Genomic DNA, 15647 nt, shown 5'->3' on the forward strand with positions numbered 1-15647 from the left:
GCCGGTCACACCGGCCGCGGCTCGGGCCTCACAGCCAGCCCTTCTCCCTGGCGGTGCGGACCGCCTCGGCCCGGTTGCGCACCGCGAGCTTCTGGATGGCCGTCGACAGGTAGTTGCGGACCGTGCCCTGGGACAGGTGCAGGGCCGCGGCGAGTTCGGCGTTGGTCGAGCCGTCGGCCGCCGCCCGCAGGACCTCCCGCTCACGGTCGGTCAACGGGTTGGCGCCCTCCGCCAGGGCCGCCGCCGCGAGCGTCGGGTCGATGACCCGTTCGCCCGCGAGGACCTTGCGGACCGCCTGGGCGAGCTGGGCGGCCGGGGCGTCCTTGACGAGGAACGCGTCGGCGCCCGCCTCCATCGCGCTGCGCAGATAGCCGGGACGGCCGAACGTGGTGAGGACGACCAGCTTCAGCCGCGGGAACTCGCGGTGGAGCTGCCCGGCGGCCTCGATGCCCGTCGCGCCCGGCATCTCTATGTCCAGGAGGGCCACGTCGACGTCGTGGGCGCGGGCGGCGGCGAGGACCTCGTCGCCGCGTGCCACCTGGGCGACCACCTCGATGTCGCCCTCCAGGCCGAGCAGGGCCGCCAGAGCCTCGCGGACCATGGACTGGTCCTCGGCCAGCAGGACTTTGATCACGCCACCACTCATGAGCCGGATCCTATGTCCGGCGCCGGGCCGGCCGGGACCCGGGCGGTCAGCCGGAAGCCCTTCTTCAGGCGGCCCGCGTCCAGTGTGCCGCTCGCCTTCTCCAGACGTTCGGTCAGGCCGGTGAGACCGTTGCCGGGGCCCTTGCCGGAGCCGCCGGAGCCGTCGTCCTCGACGGAGAGTTCGACGACCGGGCCGTCGAGGGTCTGACGCCGTACGACGTCCACCGTGCAGCGGGTCGCGCCGCTGTGCCGTACGACGTTGGTGATCGCCTCGCGCAGCGCCCAGGCCAGTGCGGACTCGCTCTCCTCGGGGACGCCCTCCAGGTCCGGTTCCGCGGGTATCGCGGCCACGACGCCGGCCGCCGTCAACGCGACCTGGGCGCCGGCCAGTTCGGACGCCAGCCGGGGGCGCCGGTAACCGGTGACGGCCTCGCGGACGTCCACCAGGGCCTGGCGGCTGACCTGTTCGATGTCGGCGACCTGCTGGGCGGCCTTGTCCGGGTGGTCGGGGAGCATACGGCCGGCCAGCTCGCTCTTGAGCGTGATGAGGGACAGCGAGTGGCCGAGCAGGTCGTGCAGATCCCTGGCCAGCCGCAGCCGCTCCTCGTTGGCGGCCAGCTGGGCGACCGTCGCGCGGGCCTTGCGCAACTCCACCGTCGTGCGGACCAGCTGGCTCACACCCGTCATCGCGAACCCGATGAGCAGGACCAGCGGCAGGAGGTTGAGCGCCTCCTCCTCGTCGGAGCGCAGACCGACCAGGAGCATGACGGCGCCCGCGCCCGGGATGGTCCACAACGCCGTCCGCATCGGGAGCACGCTCCCGCAGGCCACCGAGACGTAGCAGTACAGGCCGAGCCAGGCGGAGCCCATGGTGAGGACCAGGACGGTGGCGAGCACCGCCATGGAGCCGATGAGGACGCCGACCAGCGTGGACACGAAGGGCGCGTCCCCCATGTTCCGGAACAGCAGGGCGAGATAGACGGCGACGAACAGCGCCAGGCCCAGCCAGCCGGCCACGGTCGCGCCGGTGGTGTGGTTCCCGGAGACGAGGTCGTGGACCGGTGAGCTGAGGAAGACCAGCCAGACGCCGATCCAGAGCAGTTTGCGGCGCCACAGCTCGCGCTGGTTGAGGGCCGGTCTGCCCGGCAGGATCCGGGGCTCCCGCCGGGACTCGTTCGACTGGTCGTCCGTCATGACGCTCACGCCTTCAGCGTGTCCTTCCGGTACAGCCAGGCCGCACCGCCCGTGAACAGGGCGAAGAAGGCGACCAGGATGGCGATGTCCTTGGCGTGCGGGGCCTGGCTCTGTTCGATCGCCTGGCCCAGGGCAGCGTACGCGTGGGTGGGGGCCCATTCGGCTATGCCCCGCAGCCAGGCCGGGAAGGTGGCCGTGGGCCACCACAGGCCGCCGAGGATCGACAGCCCGAAATAGGTGATCATCGTGATCGGGCGGACGGCGTCGCCGTCGGCGAGGTAGCCGATCGCGACCCCCAGGGCGGCGAAGACGAGGCTGCCGGCCCAGATCGCGGCGGTGAGCGCGCCCCACTGCCAGGCGTCCAGCCGTACGTCCTTCAGGGTGGCGGCGCACACGAACACCACGACGATGGACGGGAGACTGACCACGGCCGCGCTGGCCGTCTTGGCGAGGACGTATCCGCGGCCCGGGAGCGTGGTCAGCCGCAGCTGCCGTACCCAGCCGCTCTCGCGCTCCTTGGCGATGCGCTCGCTGTTGCCCATCAGGACGGCCGTGAGAGCGCCGAAGGAGGCCATCGAGACCATCATGTACGTCGGGAGGGTCAGGCCCGTCCCGTCGACCTTCGTGGTGGTGTCGGAGGTGCTGGAGATCAGCAGGAACAGCACCGACGGGTAGATCACGGAGAAGAACAGGAACTTGCGGTTGCGCATGGCGCGGGCGAGCTCGAGCTTGATCAGGCTGTTCACTTGGTCTTCGCCTCCTCGGCGGCGGTGATGGCGACGAAGGCCTGCTCCAGGCCGAGCCCGGCGACTTCGAGGTTGCGGGGGTAGAGGCCGAGCCCGTACAGCGCGTGGACGGTGGCGTCGGCGTCGGCGGACTGGATGCGCACGGTGTGCCCGGACACGTCGAGGGCGGTGAGGAAGGGCAGCTCGCGCAGGGCCCGTTCGTCGATCTCGCCCTCCAGGTCGAAGGAGATCCGCCGCGCGCCCGCCTTCGCCTTGATCTCGGCGGCCGTGCCGTCGGCCAGCAGCCGGCCCCGGTGCAGGACCAGCACCCGGTCGGCTATGGCGTCGGCCTCCTCCAGGTAGTGCGTGGCGAACAGGACGGTGCGGCCCTGGTCGGCCTGCTCGCGCATGGTGGCCCAGAAGGCCTGGCGGGCGGTGACGTCCATGCCGGTGGTCGGCTCGTCCAGGACGATCAGGTCGCTGTCGCCCGCGGTGGCGAGGGCGAACCGGACGCGCTGGGCCTGGCCGCCGGAGAGCTTGTTCACCTTGCGGGAGGCGATCTGCGCGATGCCCGCGCGGGCCATCACGTCGGAGGCCTTGTACGGCTTGGGGTGCAGGGCGCAGGCGAGGCCGACGAGTTCGGCGACGGTGACCTCGTCCATCAGTCCGCCGCTCTGCAGCATCGCGCCCACCCGGCCGGCGACGATCGCCTCGCGCGCGGTGACCCCGAAGACGCGGACCGCGCCGCTGTCGGGCTGTTTGAGGCCGAGGAGCAGGTCGAGGGTGGTGGACTTGCCCGCCCCGTTGGGTCCCAGCAGCGCCACGGTCTCCCCCGGGCGCAGCGAGAGCGTCAGGCCGTCCACGGCCTTTACGTTCCCGAAGCTCTTGCTCACCTGGTCGAACCCGACCGCCGGTGCTGTCTGCGTCGTCATGACGGTCATCGTCGCGCGGACGGCCCGCGGGGCGGCAGTGTCGGACGTCCGCGGCGCCGCATGACAGATGTCATGCGGCGCCGCCGGGGCGTCAGCTCGGGTCGGTGTCGATGACCCCGATCCGGTTCGTCTCGCTCTTGAGGGCGGGACGCAGCGCGCCGATGACGTCCTGGACGGTGACGGCCGTCTTCTGACCGGTGCCGCGGGTGATCAGGACGCCGTTGAAGGTGCCGCCGTACAGCTTCGTCAGCGCCGCCTGGTCGTAGCTCTCGACGAGCTTGCCGTTGACCGCCTTGACCTGGAGGAACTTCCACAGGGAGTTCTTCGGGCTGAACGAGACGGCGTGCGCGGCGTCGGTCATGACGGTGACCTTGCCGGACATCGCCGGTTCGGCGAACTCCTTCATCATGCGGTCGACCTCGGCGTCGGGCACCGTGGGCTGCCTGGTGGTCGTCGGCACCTTCACGCCGGCCGCCGTGCCGGTCTCCACCTGGGTGCGGTAGGCCGTGACGACGGCGTCCTGCGCCTTGGCCGCGTCGATGCCCTTGCCGGCCTTGCCGTAGACGGGGACGGCCTTGCCGGACTCGAACTTGATGGTGCCGTCGGTGGCCGAGCCGGAGCCGCCCGCCGCGCTCTGCAGAGCGGCCTGCAGCTTCTCCTCGTCGACCGGCATCTCGGGCTCGACCTCGCGGTGCTGCCCGAACAGCGAGCCGACCACGGAGACCGGGTTGTAGTCGCTCTGTGCGGCGTCGTCGACCGTGGCCTGGAAGTCGAACTGCAGACCCGCCTGGTCCGGCTTGAGGGTGACGGCGCCGCCGTCGACGGACAGCTTCAGCGGCTGGGCGACCCGCTTGCCGAAGGCGTCGTCGAGCTTCTTGACGGCGTCGTCGCGGGTGCCGCCGCCGATGTCGACGCCGAGGACGGTGGTGCCCTTGGGCACGTCGGAGTGGTTCATCAGCAGGCCGGCGCCGTAGAGCCCGATTCCCGCGACGACCACCAGACCGCCGAGCAGCGGGAGCTTGCCGCGCCCCTTCTTCTTTTTCTTGTTCTTCGAGTCCCCCGCGGACGGGCTCTGCCTGCCCTGCTCCGCCGCCTTGGGCGGGGTGTGCGGCAGCGGTCCGTCGGCGGGCGCGCCGCCCGTGAAGGGGCTGCCCGAACCGCCCGGGCCGCCGGACGGGACCACGGGGATGCCGCTGGTGACGGTGTGTCCGGAGACGTTGTCGACCGGACGGCCGCCGTGGCCGCCCGCGCCCGGTTCGGGGGCGGGCTTCTGCGGGGTGAGGATCGCGGTGTCGTCGCTCAGGCCCCCGCCGGGGAGCCGGCCGACGCCGGCGCCGGCGCCGGGAGCGGCGGACCGCGGGCCGCCGGGACCGCCGGGACCGCCCGGACCGGACCGTGCGCCGGGCCGGCCGGGGCCGCCGGGAGCGCGCGTCGCGCCGGGCGCGCCGCCGTTCATCGGGGGCACCATCGGGCCGTCGCCGGTGACGGGGCCGGTGGTCGGGCCCGCGGGGCCGCCCTGCGGGCCGCCTCGGCCGCCGGGACCGCCGGGCCCGTCGGGCCCGTTGAAGTCGTAGGAGCCGCCTGGGCCGCCCGGACCGGCCGGGAGGCCCGCCTGACCGCCCGGACCGCCGGGAAGGCCCTGAGGACCGCCCGGGAGGCCGTTGGGGCCGCCGTTGGGGCCGGGGGCGCTGCCGTTCGGGCCGGGGAGGCCGTTCTGGCCCGTGCCGGAGAAGTACGGCAGGTTGTCGCGGCCCGACTCGGCGCCGCCCGGGCCCGGTCCCTGGCCCTGCATCGGTCCCTGACCCTGCGTCGGTCCCTGGCCCGATCCCTGGCCCGGACGCGAGCCGTTGCCCAGGGGGCCCGCGGCGAGCGCCTCGGTCACGTCGAAGGAGCCCGTGCCGCCGCCGTGCCCCGGAGCCACGGGACCGCCGGTGGCGCCGGGGAGTCCGGCGCCGTTGGCGCCGCCGGAGCGGGCGCCGCCGGGCACGCTCATGGAGCCGACCACGCCGCCGGGACGCCCGGGGCCCGGCCGTGCGCCGCCGGGGGCGGGCGCGGCGCCGGGAGGGGGTGCGGCGCCGGGAGGGGGTGCGGCGGCCGGGGCGTCGGCGGGCGTGCCGGTTCCGGCGGCCGAACCGCCCGGCAGCCCGGCTCCGTTCGTCCCGCCGCCGCTCTGACCGGGCTTGCCGGGCGCGGACTTGCGCGGCGCGAACCAGTCGCTCGTCTTGTCCTCGGCGCCGGCCGCGGGGTCGGCGGGCAGCTCGAACGAGCCGGTGTCGGACGAGGTCGGGCCGGGCGTGCCCGGGGGCGCAGCCTGCTGCGCGTCGACGCCGGGATCGGCCTTGCCGCCCGGGCCGTCGTCGCCCGCGAGGTCCGCGTCGGCCACGGGCGTGCGCATCACGACCGGCGGAATGGGCCGCGATCCGGGGATGTTGATGCGGATACGCGTCGTCAGCGTGGTCTCGGTCTTGCGTTCCTCCGGCCGCGCGGCCGAACGGCCCGCGTCGGCACCGCCGTCGGACACCACGGGGGTGCCGTACGGCGGCGTGCCCGAGGGGTATGCGGCTCCGCCGCGCCCGTTGGACCCGTTGGGCCCGGAGGACGGACTGTCAGTTTCACGACTCAAGGCAGGTTCTCCAGGTTGGCTCCGCCGCCCGCCACGACCTCACGGGCAGCTCGGCGGCGCGCACCACCATACTGGCCACTTCTGGCCCGTATCCCACGACCGCCGGGGAAACCCACACGGGACTCCCACGGGCGGGTCGCGGTGAAGTGGTACGTCACTTCCCAAGTCGGACGTCGTCGCCGACCGGTTGCCGCCCCAAACCCATAGTGGCGCAGATCACAGCGAGTGCCATGCCACCGAGCAGGAAGAGATACGAGCCGCCTCCCGCGCCGAACAGGAAGTCGCCCTCGGGGCGCCCCGCGGTGCACAGCACGACGGAGACCATCCAGCCGACCGCGGGCGCGACGGCCCCGGCACGGCTGTCGAGGGCCCGCGCGCCGCCGACGAACAGTCCGGCCGCGCCCACGAGCGCGAGGAGCAGACCGCCGGGGAACGAGCCGGCCTGGACGAGTGCGCCGGCGACGCCGACGACCGCGCCGAGCAGCAGGAGTCCCGCACAGGCGGCGATCCGTCCGGCGGGGGGCATCCGCAGCGGCTGGGCGAGCATCGAGCCACGGTCGGACATCAGACCGTCCCCGCCGTGTCGCCGACGCCCGCGAAGAGGTCGGTCTCCCTCTTCCCGGCGGACTCCCCGCGCACGAGCTCGTAGTACTCGGCCGGGAAGAGAGGCTGGGCGAGCTCGTTGGACAGAACGAAGTACCGGTCGCCCGGGGCGACTTCGATCTGGGTGGCGTGCGCGCGCATCGCGGCGGCCTTCGCGGCGGCGGGAGCGCCCGTGCCGTCGATCTCGGCGGTGACGCGTTCGTCGTCCACGACGCCCGGCACGTCGGAGACGACGGCGCTCCTGGTGAAGGGGAGCGCCGGCAGCTCGTCGCGGAGCCGGGCGAAGGCGTCGTCGGCGACGGAGCGCGGGACGCGGTTCCAGTACACCTTGGGGATGCGCCATCCGGCGGCCTCGGCCAGCTCCACGGCTCGCATGGCGACGCGGTGGGCCTGGATGTGGTCGGGGTGGCCGTAGCCGCCGTCGTCGTCGTAGGTGACGAGGACCTGCGGGCGCACCTCCATGATCACCTCGACGAGGGACGCGGCGGCGGCGTCGACGTCGGCCTGCCAGAAGCACGCGGGGTCGTCGTTGTCGGCCAGGCCCATCATCCCGGAGTCGCCGTAGCGGCCGGGGCCGCCGAGCAGCCTGAAGTCGTCGACGCCGAGCTCGGCCATGGCGGCGGCGAGCTCACCTCTGCGGTGCTCCCCGAGAGCGGCGCCGGTCAGCTCCCGCAGCTGCGGCGGGATGACCTCGCCACGCTCGCCGAGGGTGCAGGTGACCAGCGTCACGTGGACGCCCTCGGCCGCGTACCTGGCCATGGTCGCGCCGTTGTTGATCGACTCGTCGTCCGGGTGCGCGTGCACCAGCAGCAGACGCCGCGCGGGCAGTTCCGTCATGGGCCCACCCTACGAGGCGACCCCCCTCCACCGGTCACGCACCCGCCCGCCGCGCCTCGCCGTCGAGCACGTGGGCGACGGCCAGGGCGACCGGCGAGTCTCAGGCGCCTTCTCGGCCGCCCGTGAAGATCGCTTCGGCCGACGACACGGTGACGGCTCGGGTGAGCCAGTCCCGCAAAAGGCCGGGGTCGTCGCAGCCGGTGATGCGTTCGCGCACCTCGTCGGAGACGTCGAGGCCACGCGCCTCCAGGACCAGCACGATGTCCTCGGCACGCCCTTGGGCGCGACCCTCGTCACGGAACTCTTCGAAGATGTACGACTTGTAGAAGGAAAGGTCCACGGCCACCAGGTTCCTCCAGAGTTCCCCGGCCGGGCGATTGACGCCGAGCCCTTGTGTGAACAGGCCGGGGTACTCCTGGAAGATGCGGTGCATCGCCTCGTGGGACGAGTTGACCATGCGTTTTCCTTGCTTGTGGGGTCTTCAGAGGGTCGGCGCCGACTGCTCCCTGCAGTCACGGCAGCGGGCGCCTGGCTCGGGTGAGCGGATGCCCCGGTCGCAGCCGTCGCAGTTCCGCATCCGGTGCGGGGCGGGCGACGGTGGGGCCGCGGGCCCGCGGAACGGTGGCGGCGGTGGCAGCAGGGCTGTGAGCCGGTGGGCCAGAAGGGCGACAGGGCGGCGCACTCCCTCGGGCGGAAGGTCGGCCGTGAGGGCCTGGCGTACGGCGGCTGGGCTGACGTCCCGCTCCAGCCAGGCGGCGACGCCGGGGGCGAGGTGGGCGGTGTCGCAGGCGGAGAGGAGGAGGCCGGGATCGTGTCGGCGCAGGCCGGCAAGGATGTCCGTCGCCGCCTGGAGGAGAGCGGGGGCGGGGTAGCCGGGGCGCGGGACGGCGGGGAGCGGCTTGCGGGGTGCGCGCGTCCTCGGCTTGGCGGGGGTCGGGGTGTCGTGGGCGTGTTCGGCGGCTGCCGGGCTGCGGTCGTGGCGGCCGGGCTGGTTGCAGGAGACCGTGCGGGTGACGATGCGGCCGCCCGGGATCCGGGAGCGCTCGCGGCGCAGATACCCGTGGGACTCCAGTTCGCGCAGGGCGGCGGCGATACGGGTGGCGCCCTCGGGGAAGCGGGCGCTGAGGGACTTGATGTCGACGCGGGCGCCCTTGGGCAGCGACTGGATGTGCACGCCCAGCCCGATCGCCAGGAGCGAGAGCTCCCGGTGCTGGGCCAGGTGGTTGCCGATCACCGTGAAGCGGGTGGTGTGACGGGCGTTGTCGTGGGTCAGACCGCCCGCGCGGGGGTGGTTTTTGCCCGCGTTACGGGACTCGGCGCATGAGGGCGCGCTAGGGTTTTGCGTATCCATCGGGAAGCTCCTACTTCCTCGGTGGTCAGGCCCTCGCACTGGGATTGCCGTCCCGGCGGGGGCCGTCGCATGTCTGCGGCTGTGATGCTGCTTCGGGGTCCTGCACTGGGGTCCTGCGTTGCGCTGAGCGTAAGGCAGGCAACCCGTCACGAATCCAGTCGAGTTGGGCATATTCACTCGCGGGAGTGAGTTTGCTCGACGGGCGGGAGGGGTGGGGCTTGGTCGGGTCCTTTCTCCGCGGTCGTGGTTCTTTGGAGAGAGCGCCCCTGGCACCGAAGCGCGAGAATCCGGGCTCCGGTGACGGACGCGCGCCATGTCCCGTCCTGGCCTTCCGGCGGTCAGGAGTCGTAGCGGCTCTGAGCGTCCTCCGGCGGGAACACGACCTCGGCCCAGACCGTCTTGCGCGGGCGTAGCTCCGGAGCCCAGCCCCACCGGTCGGCGAGCGCCTCGACCAGGAGCAGCCCACGGCCGGACTCGGCGCCGGCGTCGGGGCCGGGGCCCGAGTGCGGCGGCCGGGGAGGGCGGTCACCCGCCGTGTCGGTCACCTCGACGCGCAGCGTGTGCGCGATGACGTAGAGCGTGAGCCTGAAGTCCCGGCCCGGCACGCGCCCGTGGGTCACCGCGTTCGCCGCGAGTTCGGCGACGATCTGGCCGGCCGGGTCCGCCGGGATTCCCCAGGAGCGCAGTTGCTCGACGGTCAGCAGACGGGCGAGGCGCGCTCCGCGAGGCGTGGGAGACAACCGCACGCTGAAGTTGCGGAAGTACTGGCCGGGTCGGTTCCCGGAGAAGACGGATTCCTGGATCACGTCACTCAGAGTGGCCGTTCCCGCTTACCGTGAACAGTGAGGGAGCCGTTGCGTACGGTGACCGTCCGGGCGTTGTCCGGGCGTGTCCGGACTGTCGGTTCGGTGGCGGAGGGATGCGAATGACGCAGGTGAACGGCAAGCCGGTCCAGCTCAAGGAGGAGGCGGACGAGCCTGGCTGGGAGGTGGACCCGGACGACGACTGGGGCGTCGCCGTCGTGGAGACGGTGGGGCGACAGCTGAAGCTGCGGCGAGAGGCCGTGGGGATGCGCGCGGCCGAGTTCGGGCTGGCGGTCGGGTACGGCGAGGACCTGGTCTACAAGATCGAGAGCGGGAAGCGGATCCCCCGCCCCGAGTACCTGGACAAGGCCGACAAGGTGTTGGGGGCGGGCGGGCTGCTCTCGGCGATGAAGGAGGACGTGAAGAAGGTCCGGTACCCCAAGAACGTCCGCGAGATCGCCAAGTTGGAGGCGCAGGCGGTCGAGCTCGGGGTGTACGTCGGGCTCAGCCTGCATGGGCTGTTGCAGACGCCGGAGCACGCGCGGGCGCTGTTCGAGGTCTGGCAGCCCGTCTACTCACCGGAGGAGGCGGAGCGGCGGGTGGCTGCCCGTATGGCCCGGAAATCGATCTTCGAGCGGTCACCCGCCCCCGCTCTCAGCTTCGTCCAGGAAGAGGCGACACTGCGTCGGCCGGTCGGAGGCACAATGGTGTGGCGTCGGCAGCTCGAACATCTGCTGGAGGTGGGCCGGTTGCGCCACGTCACGCTTCAGGTGATGCCGACGAGCTCCGAGGCTCACCCTGGGCTGAGCGGAAAGATCGAGGTGCTGAAGTTCCCGGACGGCACGGCAGTGGGCCGTTCCGACGGCGCGTACAACGGCCGACCGATCTCGGATCCGAAGCAGCTGCGAATCCTCGAACTGCGGTATGGCACCATCCGGGCCCAGGCTCTCACGCCACGGGAGTCGCTGACCTTCATCGAACAACTGCTGGGAGAGACATGATCCACAAGGGTTCCGCTGGAGAGAACTCCGAGTTGGCGTGGTTCAAGAGCAGCTACAGCGACGGCCCTGACGGAGACTCCTGCGTCGAGATCGCCACCACCCCCGCCCTCATCCACGTCCGTGACTCCAAGCACACCGCCGGCCCCCGCCTCCGGCTCTCGCCGAAGGCCTGGGCCGACTTCGTGCCGTACGCGTCCAGGGGCTGACGGTCCGCTCGACCGTCAGAACTTGATGCTGCCGATCATGCTGGCCACGCTCGTGGTCAGATCGCTGATCGTGGGCGCGATCGTCGAGGAGGCCAGGTAGAAGCCGAGCAGGATGCAGACGACAGCGTGACCGCCCTTCAGTCCCGACTTCTTGACCAGCAGGAAGACGACGATCGCCAGCAGCACCACCGCCGAAATCGAGAGTGCCACGGCGGCTCACCTCCAAGGACCCGGGAACGTGGGGGACGACAGACCGAGGGAACTGGTAAATCCATACATCAGCCAGCAGGTTGATACCCACACAGCGCTAGTGATCATAACTATGTGTGGGCGCGCATCTCTCGGCGCACAGCCGCACAAGGGGGGAGCATGGCCAATATGGTCGGGGGATGACGACCGACTCCGGCTCCTTCCCCCGCAGGCACGCCCGCACCCAGCGTTTCACCCTCGGCGCGCCGCGTTCGTTCACGGTGGCCCCCGACGGCTCACGGGTCGTCTTCCTGCGGTCCGGCTCCGGCACGGACCGTGCGGGAGCCCTGTGGGTGCTCGATCCGGCCGATGGCACGGAACGCCTCGCCGCCGACCCGGGCGCTCTGCTCGGCGGCGCCTCGGAGGACCTCTCGCCCCAGGAACGGGCACGCCGCGAACGCAGCCGCGAGGGGGGCGCCGGCATCGTCGGCTACGCCACCGACGAGGCCGCTGAGCTGGCGTCTTTCGCCTTGTCAGGGCGGCTTTTCACGGCCGAGTTGCGGGCCGGCACGGCCGCCGAACTCCAGGTCGCCGGGCCGGTGATCGACCCCCGGCCGTCTCCCGACGGGCGGCTCGTCGCCTACGTCGCGGGAGGCGCCCTGCGGGTGGTGGGCGCCGGGGGCGAGGACGACCGGGCGGTGGCGGAGCCGGAATCGGACACGGTCTCCTATGGATTGGCCGAGTTCATCGCGGCGGAGGAGATGGGCCGACAGCGCGGCTTCTGGTGGGCCCCCGAGTCGGATCGGCTGCTGGTCGCGAGGGTGGACGACACGCCGGTGGAGCGGTGGTGGATCTCGGATCCGGCCCAGCCGAAACGTGACCCACAACACGTGCCCTATCCGGCTGCCGGGACGGCCAACGCGGAGGTGCGGCTGTTCGTGTTGGGGCTCGACGGCGTGCGCACCGAGGTCTCCTGGGACCGTTCGCGCTACCCGTATCTGGCGCGAGTGCACTGGTCAGGGGCGGGTGCGCCGCTGCTGCTCGTACAGGCGCGCGACCAGCGCAGTCAGCTGTTCCTGGCGGTGGACACCGACTCCGGGACGACCCGGATGGTGCATGCCGACGAAGATCGGATTTGGCTGGAACTCTTCCCCGGGGCGCCGTGCTGGAGCCCCTCCGGACAGCTGGTCCGGATCGCGGACGAGGGTGGGGCGCGTGTGCTCACCGTGGGCGAACGCCCGCTCACCGGAGCTCAGTTGCATGTGCGGGCGGTGCTGGACGTGACGGCGCACGACGTGCTGGTCTCGGCTTCCGCCGGGGAGGACGCGGCCACGCCGGAGATCGGCGAGGTGCACGTCTACCGCGTCAACGAGCTCGGCGTGGAGCGCCTCTCCCAGGAGCCCGGGGTGCACTCGGCGGTGCGTTCGGGGCCGGTGACCGTGATGGTGTCGGCGGCGCCGGACCGGCCGGGGAGCGTGGCGCGGGTGCTGCGGGAGGGGAAACAGGCGACGACCGTCCGGTCATATGCCGAGGATCCCGGCCTGTCTGCCCGCGTGACGTTCACCGAAGGGGGCGCACGGCGCATCCCGTGCGCCGTGCTTATGCCGACGGACTACCCCGGTGACACCCCTCTGCCGGTCCTCCTGGACCCCTACGGCGGGCCGCACGGACAGCGGGTGCTGGCCGCGCACAACGCGCATCTGACCTCGCAGTGGTTCGCCGACCAGGGCTTCGCGGTGATCGTCGCCGACGGCCGGGGAACGCCGGGCCGCTCCCCCGCCTGGGAGAAGGCCATCAAGGACGACATCGCCGCGATCGTCCTGCAGGACCAGGTGGACGCCCTGCACGCGCTCGCCGAACGCTTCCCGCTCGACCTGACCCGGGTGGCCGTCCGCGGCTGGTCCTTCGGCGGCTACCTGGCCGCACTCGCCGCGTTGCGCCGCCCCGACGTCTTCCACGCGGCGGTGGTCGGCGCCCCGGTCACCGACCTGCGCCTGTACGACACGCACTACCAGGAGCGCTACCTCGGCCACCCCGGCGAGCGTCCCGAGGTCTACCGGCGCAACTCGCTGATCGACGACGAGGGTCTGGTGGACGCCGTCGAGCCGGCCCGCCCGATGCTGATCATCCACGGGCTGGCGGACGACAACGTGGTGGTCGCCCACTCGCTGCGGCTGTCCTCGGCGCTGCTCGCGGCCGGCCGGCCGCACGAGGTGCTGCCGCTGTCGGGCGTGACGCACATGACCCCGCAGGAGCGGGTCGCCGAGAACCTGCTGCACCTGCAGCTGGACTTCCTCCGCCGCTCCCTGGGCCTCGCGCGGCCCTGACACGGGCAACGGGCCGGGGCGACATGATGCGCCCCGGCCCGTTTACGGCACCCGCACGGCCGTACGCTGTCCAGCCTGACGCGTCCGTATATCGGAACCGGGTCGGTCAAGTTGCCTGCGTGTTAACGCGGTTGCTGTGCAAATGGGCCGGTGTGCCCCGCCCTGGTCAGCTCTCCCGCTCCTCCGGGGGGACCACCTGTTTCTCCTCGGCGAAGTGGCATGCCGAGGGGTGGGCCGCCGGGCCCGTCGCGAGCCGGAACGCCGCCGGGACGGCGAGCGCCGGCACCTCCTGGGCGCAGCGCTCCTGCGCCTTCCAGCAGCGGGTGCGGAAGCGGCAGCCGGAGGGGATGTTCGTCGGGGACGGCACGTCGCCCGTCAGGATGATCCGCTCGCGGCGCTCCCGCGCCTGCGGGTCCGGCAGCGGGACCGCGGAGAGGAGGGCCTGGGTGTAGGGGTGGGTGGGATGGTCGTAGATCTCGGCGTCGCGGCCGATCTCCACGATCCGTCCGAGGTACATGACCCCGACCCGGTCCGAGATGTGCCGGACGATCGACAGGTCGTGCGCGATGAAGAGGTAGGACAGGTCGAACTCGCTCTGCAGCCGGTCCATCAGGTTGATCACCTGCGCCTGGACCGACACGTCCAGCGCCGACACCGGCTCGTCGGCGACGATGACCTCCGGGCGCAGGGCCAGCCCGCGCGCGATGCCGATGCGCTGGCGCTGACCGCCGGAGAACTGGTGCGGATAGCGGTTGATGTACTCGGGGTTGAGCCCGACGACGTCCAGCAGGTCCTGGACCTGTCTGCGCCGGTCCCCCTTGGGCGCCACCTCGGGGTGGATCTCGTACGGCTCCCCGATGATGTCGCCGACGGTCATGCGCGGGTTGAGGGAGGTGTACGGGTCCTGGAAGACCATCTGGATGTTGCGGCGGACGGCCTTCAGGGCCCGGCCCGACAGTCTGGTGACGTCCTCGCCCTTGTAGCGGATCTGCCCCCGGGTCGGCCGCTCCAGGTTGACCAGCATCTTGGCGACGGTCGACTTGCCGCAGCCGGACTCCCCCACGATGCCCAGGGTCTCGCCCCGGCCGAGCGTGAAGTCGACGCCGTCGACGGCCCGCACCGCACCGACCTGTTTGCGGAAGACGATGCCCTGCGTCAGCGGGTAGTGCTTGTGCAGCCCGCTGACCTCCAACAGCGGCTCAGTCATGCAGGCACTCCCTCCAGAAGTGGCACGCGCTCGTGCGGTCCGCGGGCGGCTCGTCGGTCCCGGCGGCCCGGGGGACGTCGGTGACCTCGTACAGCGGCGGCACGTCCGTGCGGCACACGTCCTGGGCCATCGGGCAGCGCGGGTTGAAGGCGCAGCCCGGCGGGATGTCCATCAGGTTGGGCGGCAGGCCCTTGATGGCGTAGAGCTCCTGGCCCTTCTGGTCCAGCCGCGGGATCGAGTCGAGCAGACCTCGGGTGTACGGGTGGGCCGGGGCCTTGTAGATGTCGTGGACCGGGGCGGACTCGACGATCCGGCCCGCGTACATCACCGCGATGCGGTCGGCCACGTCCGCGACGACGCCCAGGTCGTGGGTGATGAGGATCAGGCCCATGTGGTACTCGCGCTGGAGCTCCGCGAGCAGGTCCATGACCTGGGCCTGAACGGTGACGTCCAGGGCGGTGGTGGGCTCGTCGGCGATGATGAGCGCCGGTTCCAGGGCCATCGCCATCGCGATCATGATGCGCTGGCGCATGCCTCCGGAGAACTGGTGCGGGTAGTCCCGGACGCGTTCGCGGGCGGCCGGGATCCGGACCCGGTCCATCAGCTCCACGGCCCTGGCCCGCGCGTCCTTCCTCGACAGGCCGCGGTGCACGACGAACATCTCGCCGAGCTGGTCCCCCACCGACAGCACGGGGTTCAGGGACGACAGGGCGTCCTGGAAGATCATCGCCATCTCGGCCCCGCGGACCTTGCGGCGCTCGTCCTCCTTGAGCGTGAGCAGGTCGCGGCCCCGGAAGACGATCTCGCCCGCGGTGATCCGGCCGGGCGGCATGTCGAGGATGCCCATGATCGCCTGGGCGGTGACGGACTTGCCGGAGCCGGACTCGCCGAGCACGGCGAGGGTCTCCCCCGCGTCCACGCCGTAGCTGACGCCGTTGACGGCCCGGGCGATCCCGTCCCGGGTGCGGAACTCCACGTGCAGATCACGCACTTCGAGCAGCATC

At 72.1% G+C, this 15647-nt stretch carries 15 protein-coding genes and 1 pseudogene; 3 read left to right on the top strand and 13 right to left on the bottom strand.

The genetic code is table 11. The annotated features are described in order from the left end of the window. Positions 1-28: 28 nt before the first annotated feature. From Sri02f_RS20675 to Sri02f_RS20725, 10 genes and pseudogenes are all read right to left on the bottom strand, one after another. Complete coding sequence (locus Sri02f_RS20675) at positions 29-646, bottom strand: response regulator transcription factor (protein ID WP_109002801.1); 618 nt, start codon at positions 644-646, stop codon at positions 29-31. Beyond that, the gene (locus Sri02f_RS20680) at positions 643-1848 is read right to left on the bottom strand and encodes a sensor histidine kinase (protein WP_373865108.1); all 1206 of its coding nucleotides are present in this window, start codon (positions 1846-1848) and stop codon (positions 643-645) included. The genes Sri02f_RS20675 and Sri02f_RS20680 overlap by 4 nt, the downstream gene beginning before the upstream one ends. Beyond that, positions 1845-2585 (bottom strand): ABC transporter permease, encoded by a 741-nt coding sequence (locus Sri02f_RS20685; protein ID WP_109002802.1) that lies wholly within the window; start codon positions 2583-2585, stop codon positions 1845-1847. Before Sri02f_RS20685 ends, Sri02f_RS20680 begins: the two co-directional genes overlap by 4 nt. Next, a complete protein-coding gene (locus tag Sri02f_RS20690) occupies positions 2582-3496 on the bottom strand; it encodes an ABC transporter ATP-binding protein (RefSeq protein WP_109002803.1) in 915 nt (304 codons plus the stop codon). The genes Sri02f_RS20685 and Sri02f_RS20690 overlap by 4 nt, the downstream gene beginning before the upstream one ends. A 91-nt stretch (positions 3497-3587) precedes the next feature. Continuing rightward, on the bottom strand, positions 3588-6119 hold the full coding sequence (locus tag Sri02f_RS41290; protein ID WP_167467578.1) for a hypothetical protein: 2532 nt from the start codon (positions 6117-6119) through the stop codon (positions 3588-3590). A gap of 154 nt (positions 6120-6273) precedes the next feature. Continuing rightward, the gene (locus tag Sri02f_RS20705) at positions 6274-6684 is read right to left on the bottom strand and encodes a DUF6113 family protein (RefSeq protein ID WP_109002806.1); all 411 of its coding nucleotides are present in this window, start codon (positions 6682-6684) and stop codon (positions 6274-6276) included. Continuing rightward, positions 6684-7559: an N-acetyl-1-D-myo-inositol-2-amino-2-deoxy-alpha-D-glucopyranoside deacetylase gene (gene mshB, locus Sri02f_RS20710; protein WP_109002807.1), complete on the bottom strand. Its 876-nt coding sequence runs from the start codon at positions 7557-7559 to the stop codon at positions 6684-6686. The genes Sri02f_RS20705 and mshB overlap by 1 nt, the downstream gene beginning before the upstream one ends. 100 nt (positions 7560-7659) lie before the next feature. Continuing rightward, positions 7660-7953 (bottom strand): annotated as a pseudogene (locus tag Sri02f_RS20715) (hypothetical protein); the annotation flags it as partial. An 87-nt stretch (positions 7954-8040) separates the two neighbouring features. After that, positions 8041-8910: a helix-turn-helix domain-containing protein gene (locus Sri02f_RS20720; protein ID WP_109002808.1), complete on the bottom strand. Its 870-nt coding sequence runs from the start codon at positions 8908-8910 to the stop codon at positions 8041-8043. A gap of 338 nt (positions 8911-9248) precedes the next feature. After that, positions 9249-9725 carry an ATP-binding protein gene (locus Sri02f_RS20725; RefSeq protein ID WP_373865115.1) on the bottom strand — a complete coding sequence of 159 codons (477 nt, stop codon included), beginning with the start codon at positions 9723-9725 and terminating at the stop codon, positions 9249-9251. 110 nt (positions 9726-9835) lie between these two features. Here Sri02f_RS20725 and Sri02f_RS20730 point away from each other — a divergent pair, with 110 nt between their 5' ends. Both Sri02f_RS20730 and Sri02f_RS20735 read left to right on the top strand, forming a co-directional pair. After that, positions 9836-10714, top strand: a complete 879-nt coding sequence (locus Sri02f_RS20730; protein ID WP_109002810.1) for a helix-turn-helix domain-containing protein — start codon at positions 9836-9838, stop codon at positions 10712-10714. Further along, positions 10711-10920, top strand: coding sequence for a DUF397 domain-containing protein (locus Sri02f_RS20735; protein WP_109002811.1), 210 nt, complete (start codon positions 10711-10713; stop codon positions 10918-10920). Before Sri02f_RS20730 ends, Sri02f_RS20735 begins: the two co-directional genes overlap by 4 nt. A gap of 15 nt (positions 10921-10935) precedes the next feature. Here the strand turns inward: Sri02f_RS20735 and Sri02f_RS20740 are convergent, their stop codons facing one another. Then, positions 10936-11130, bottom strand: a complete 195-nt coding sequence (locus Sri02f_RS20740) for a hypothetical protein (protein WP_062641281.1) — start codon at positions 11128-11130, stop codon at positions 10936-10938. A gap of 179 nt (positions 11131-11309) precedes the next feature. Here Sri02f_RS20740 and Sri02f_RS20745 point away from each other — a divergent pair, with 179 nt between their 5' ends. Beyond that, a complete protein-coding gene (locus Sri02f_RS20745; RefSeq protein ID WP_109002812.1) occupies positions 11310-13436 on the top strand; it encodes a S9 family peptidase in 2127 nt (708 codons plus the stop codon). Positions 13437-13602: 166 nt separating this feature from the next. On the opposite strand, the gene Sri02f_RS20750 is transcribed toward Sri02f_RS20745, so the two are convergent. Both Sri02f_RS20750 and Sri02f_RS20755 read right to left on the bottom strand, forming a co-directional pair. Continuing rightward, positions 13603-14643, bottom strand: coding sequence for an ABC transporter ATP-binding protein (locus Sri02f_RS20750; RefSeq protein ID WP_109002813.1), 1041 nt, complete (start codon positions 14641-14643; stop codon positions 13603-13605). Next, positions 14636-15646 (bottom strand): ABC transporter ATP-binding protein, encoded by a 1011-nt coding sequence (locus tag Sri02f_RS20755; RefSeq protein WP_109002814.1) that lies wholly within the window; start codon positions 15644-15646, stop codon positions 14636-14638. Before Sri02f_RS20755 ends, Sri02f_RS20750 begins: the two co-directional genes overlap by 8 nt. Between the last annotated feature and the right edge of the window lies 1 nt (position 15647).

The sequence above is a fragment of the Streptomyces rishiriensis genome, from assembly GCF_003112535.1.
Lineage (GTDB): Bacteria > Actinomycetota > Actinomycetes > Streptomycetales > Streptomycetaceae > Streptomyces > Streptomyces rishiriensis.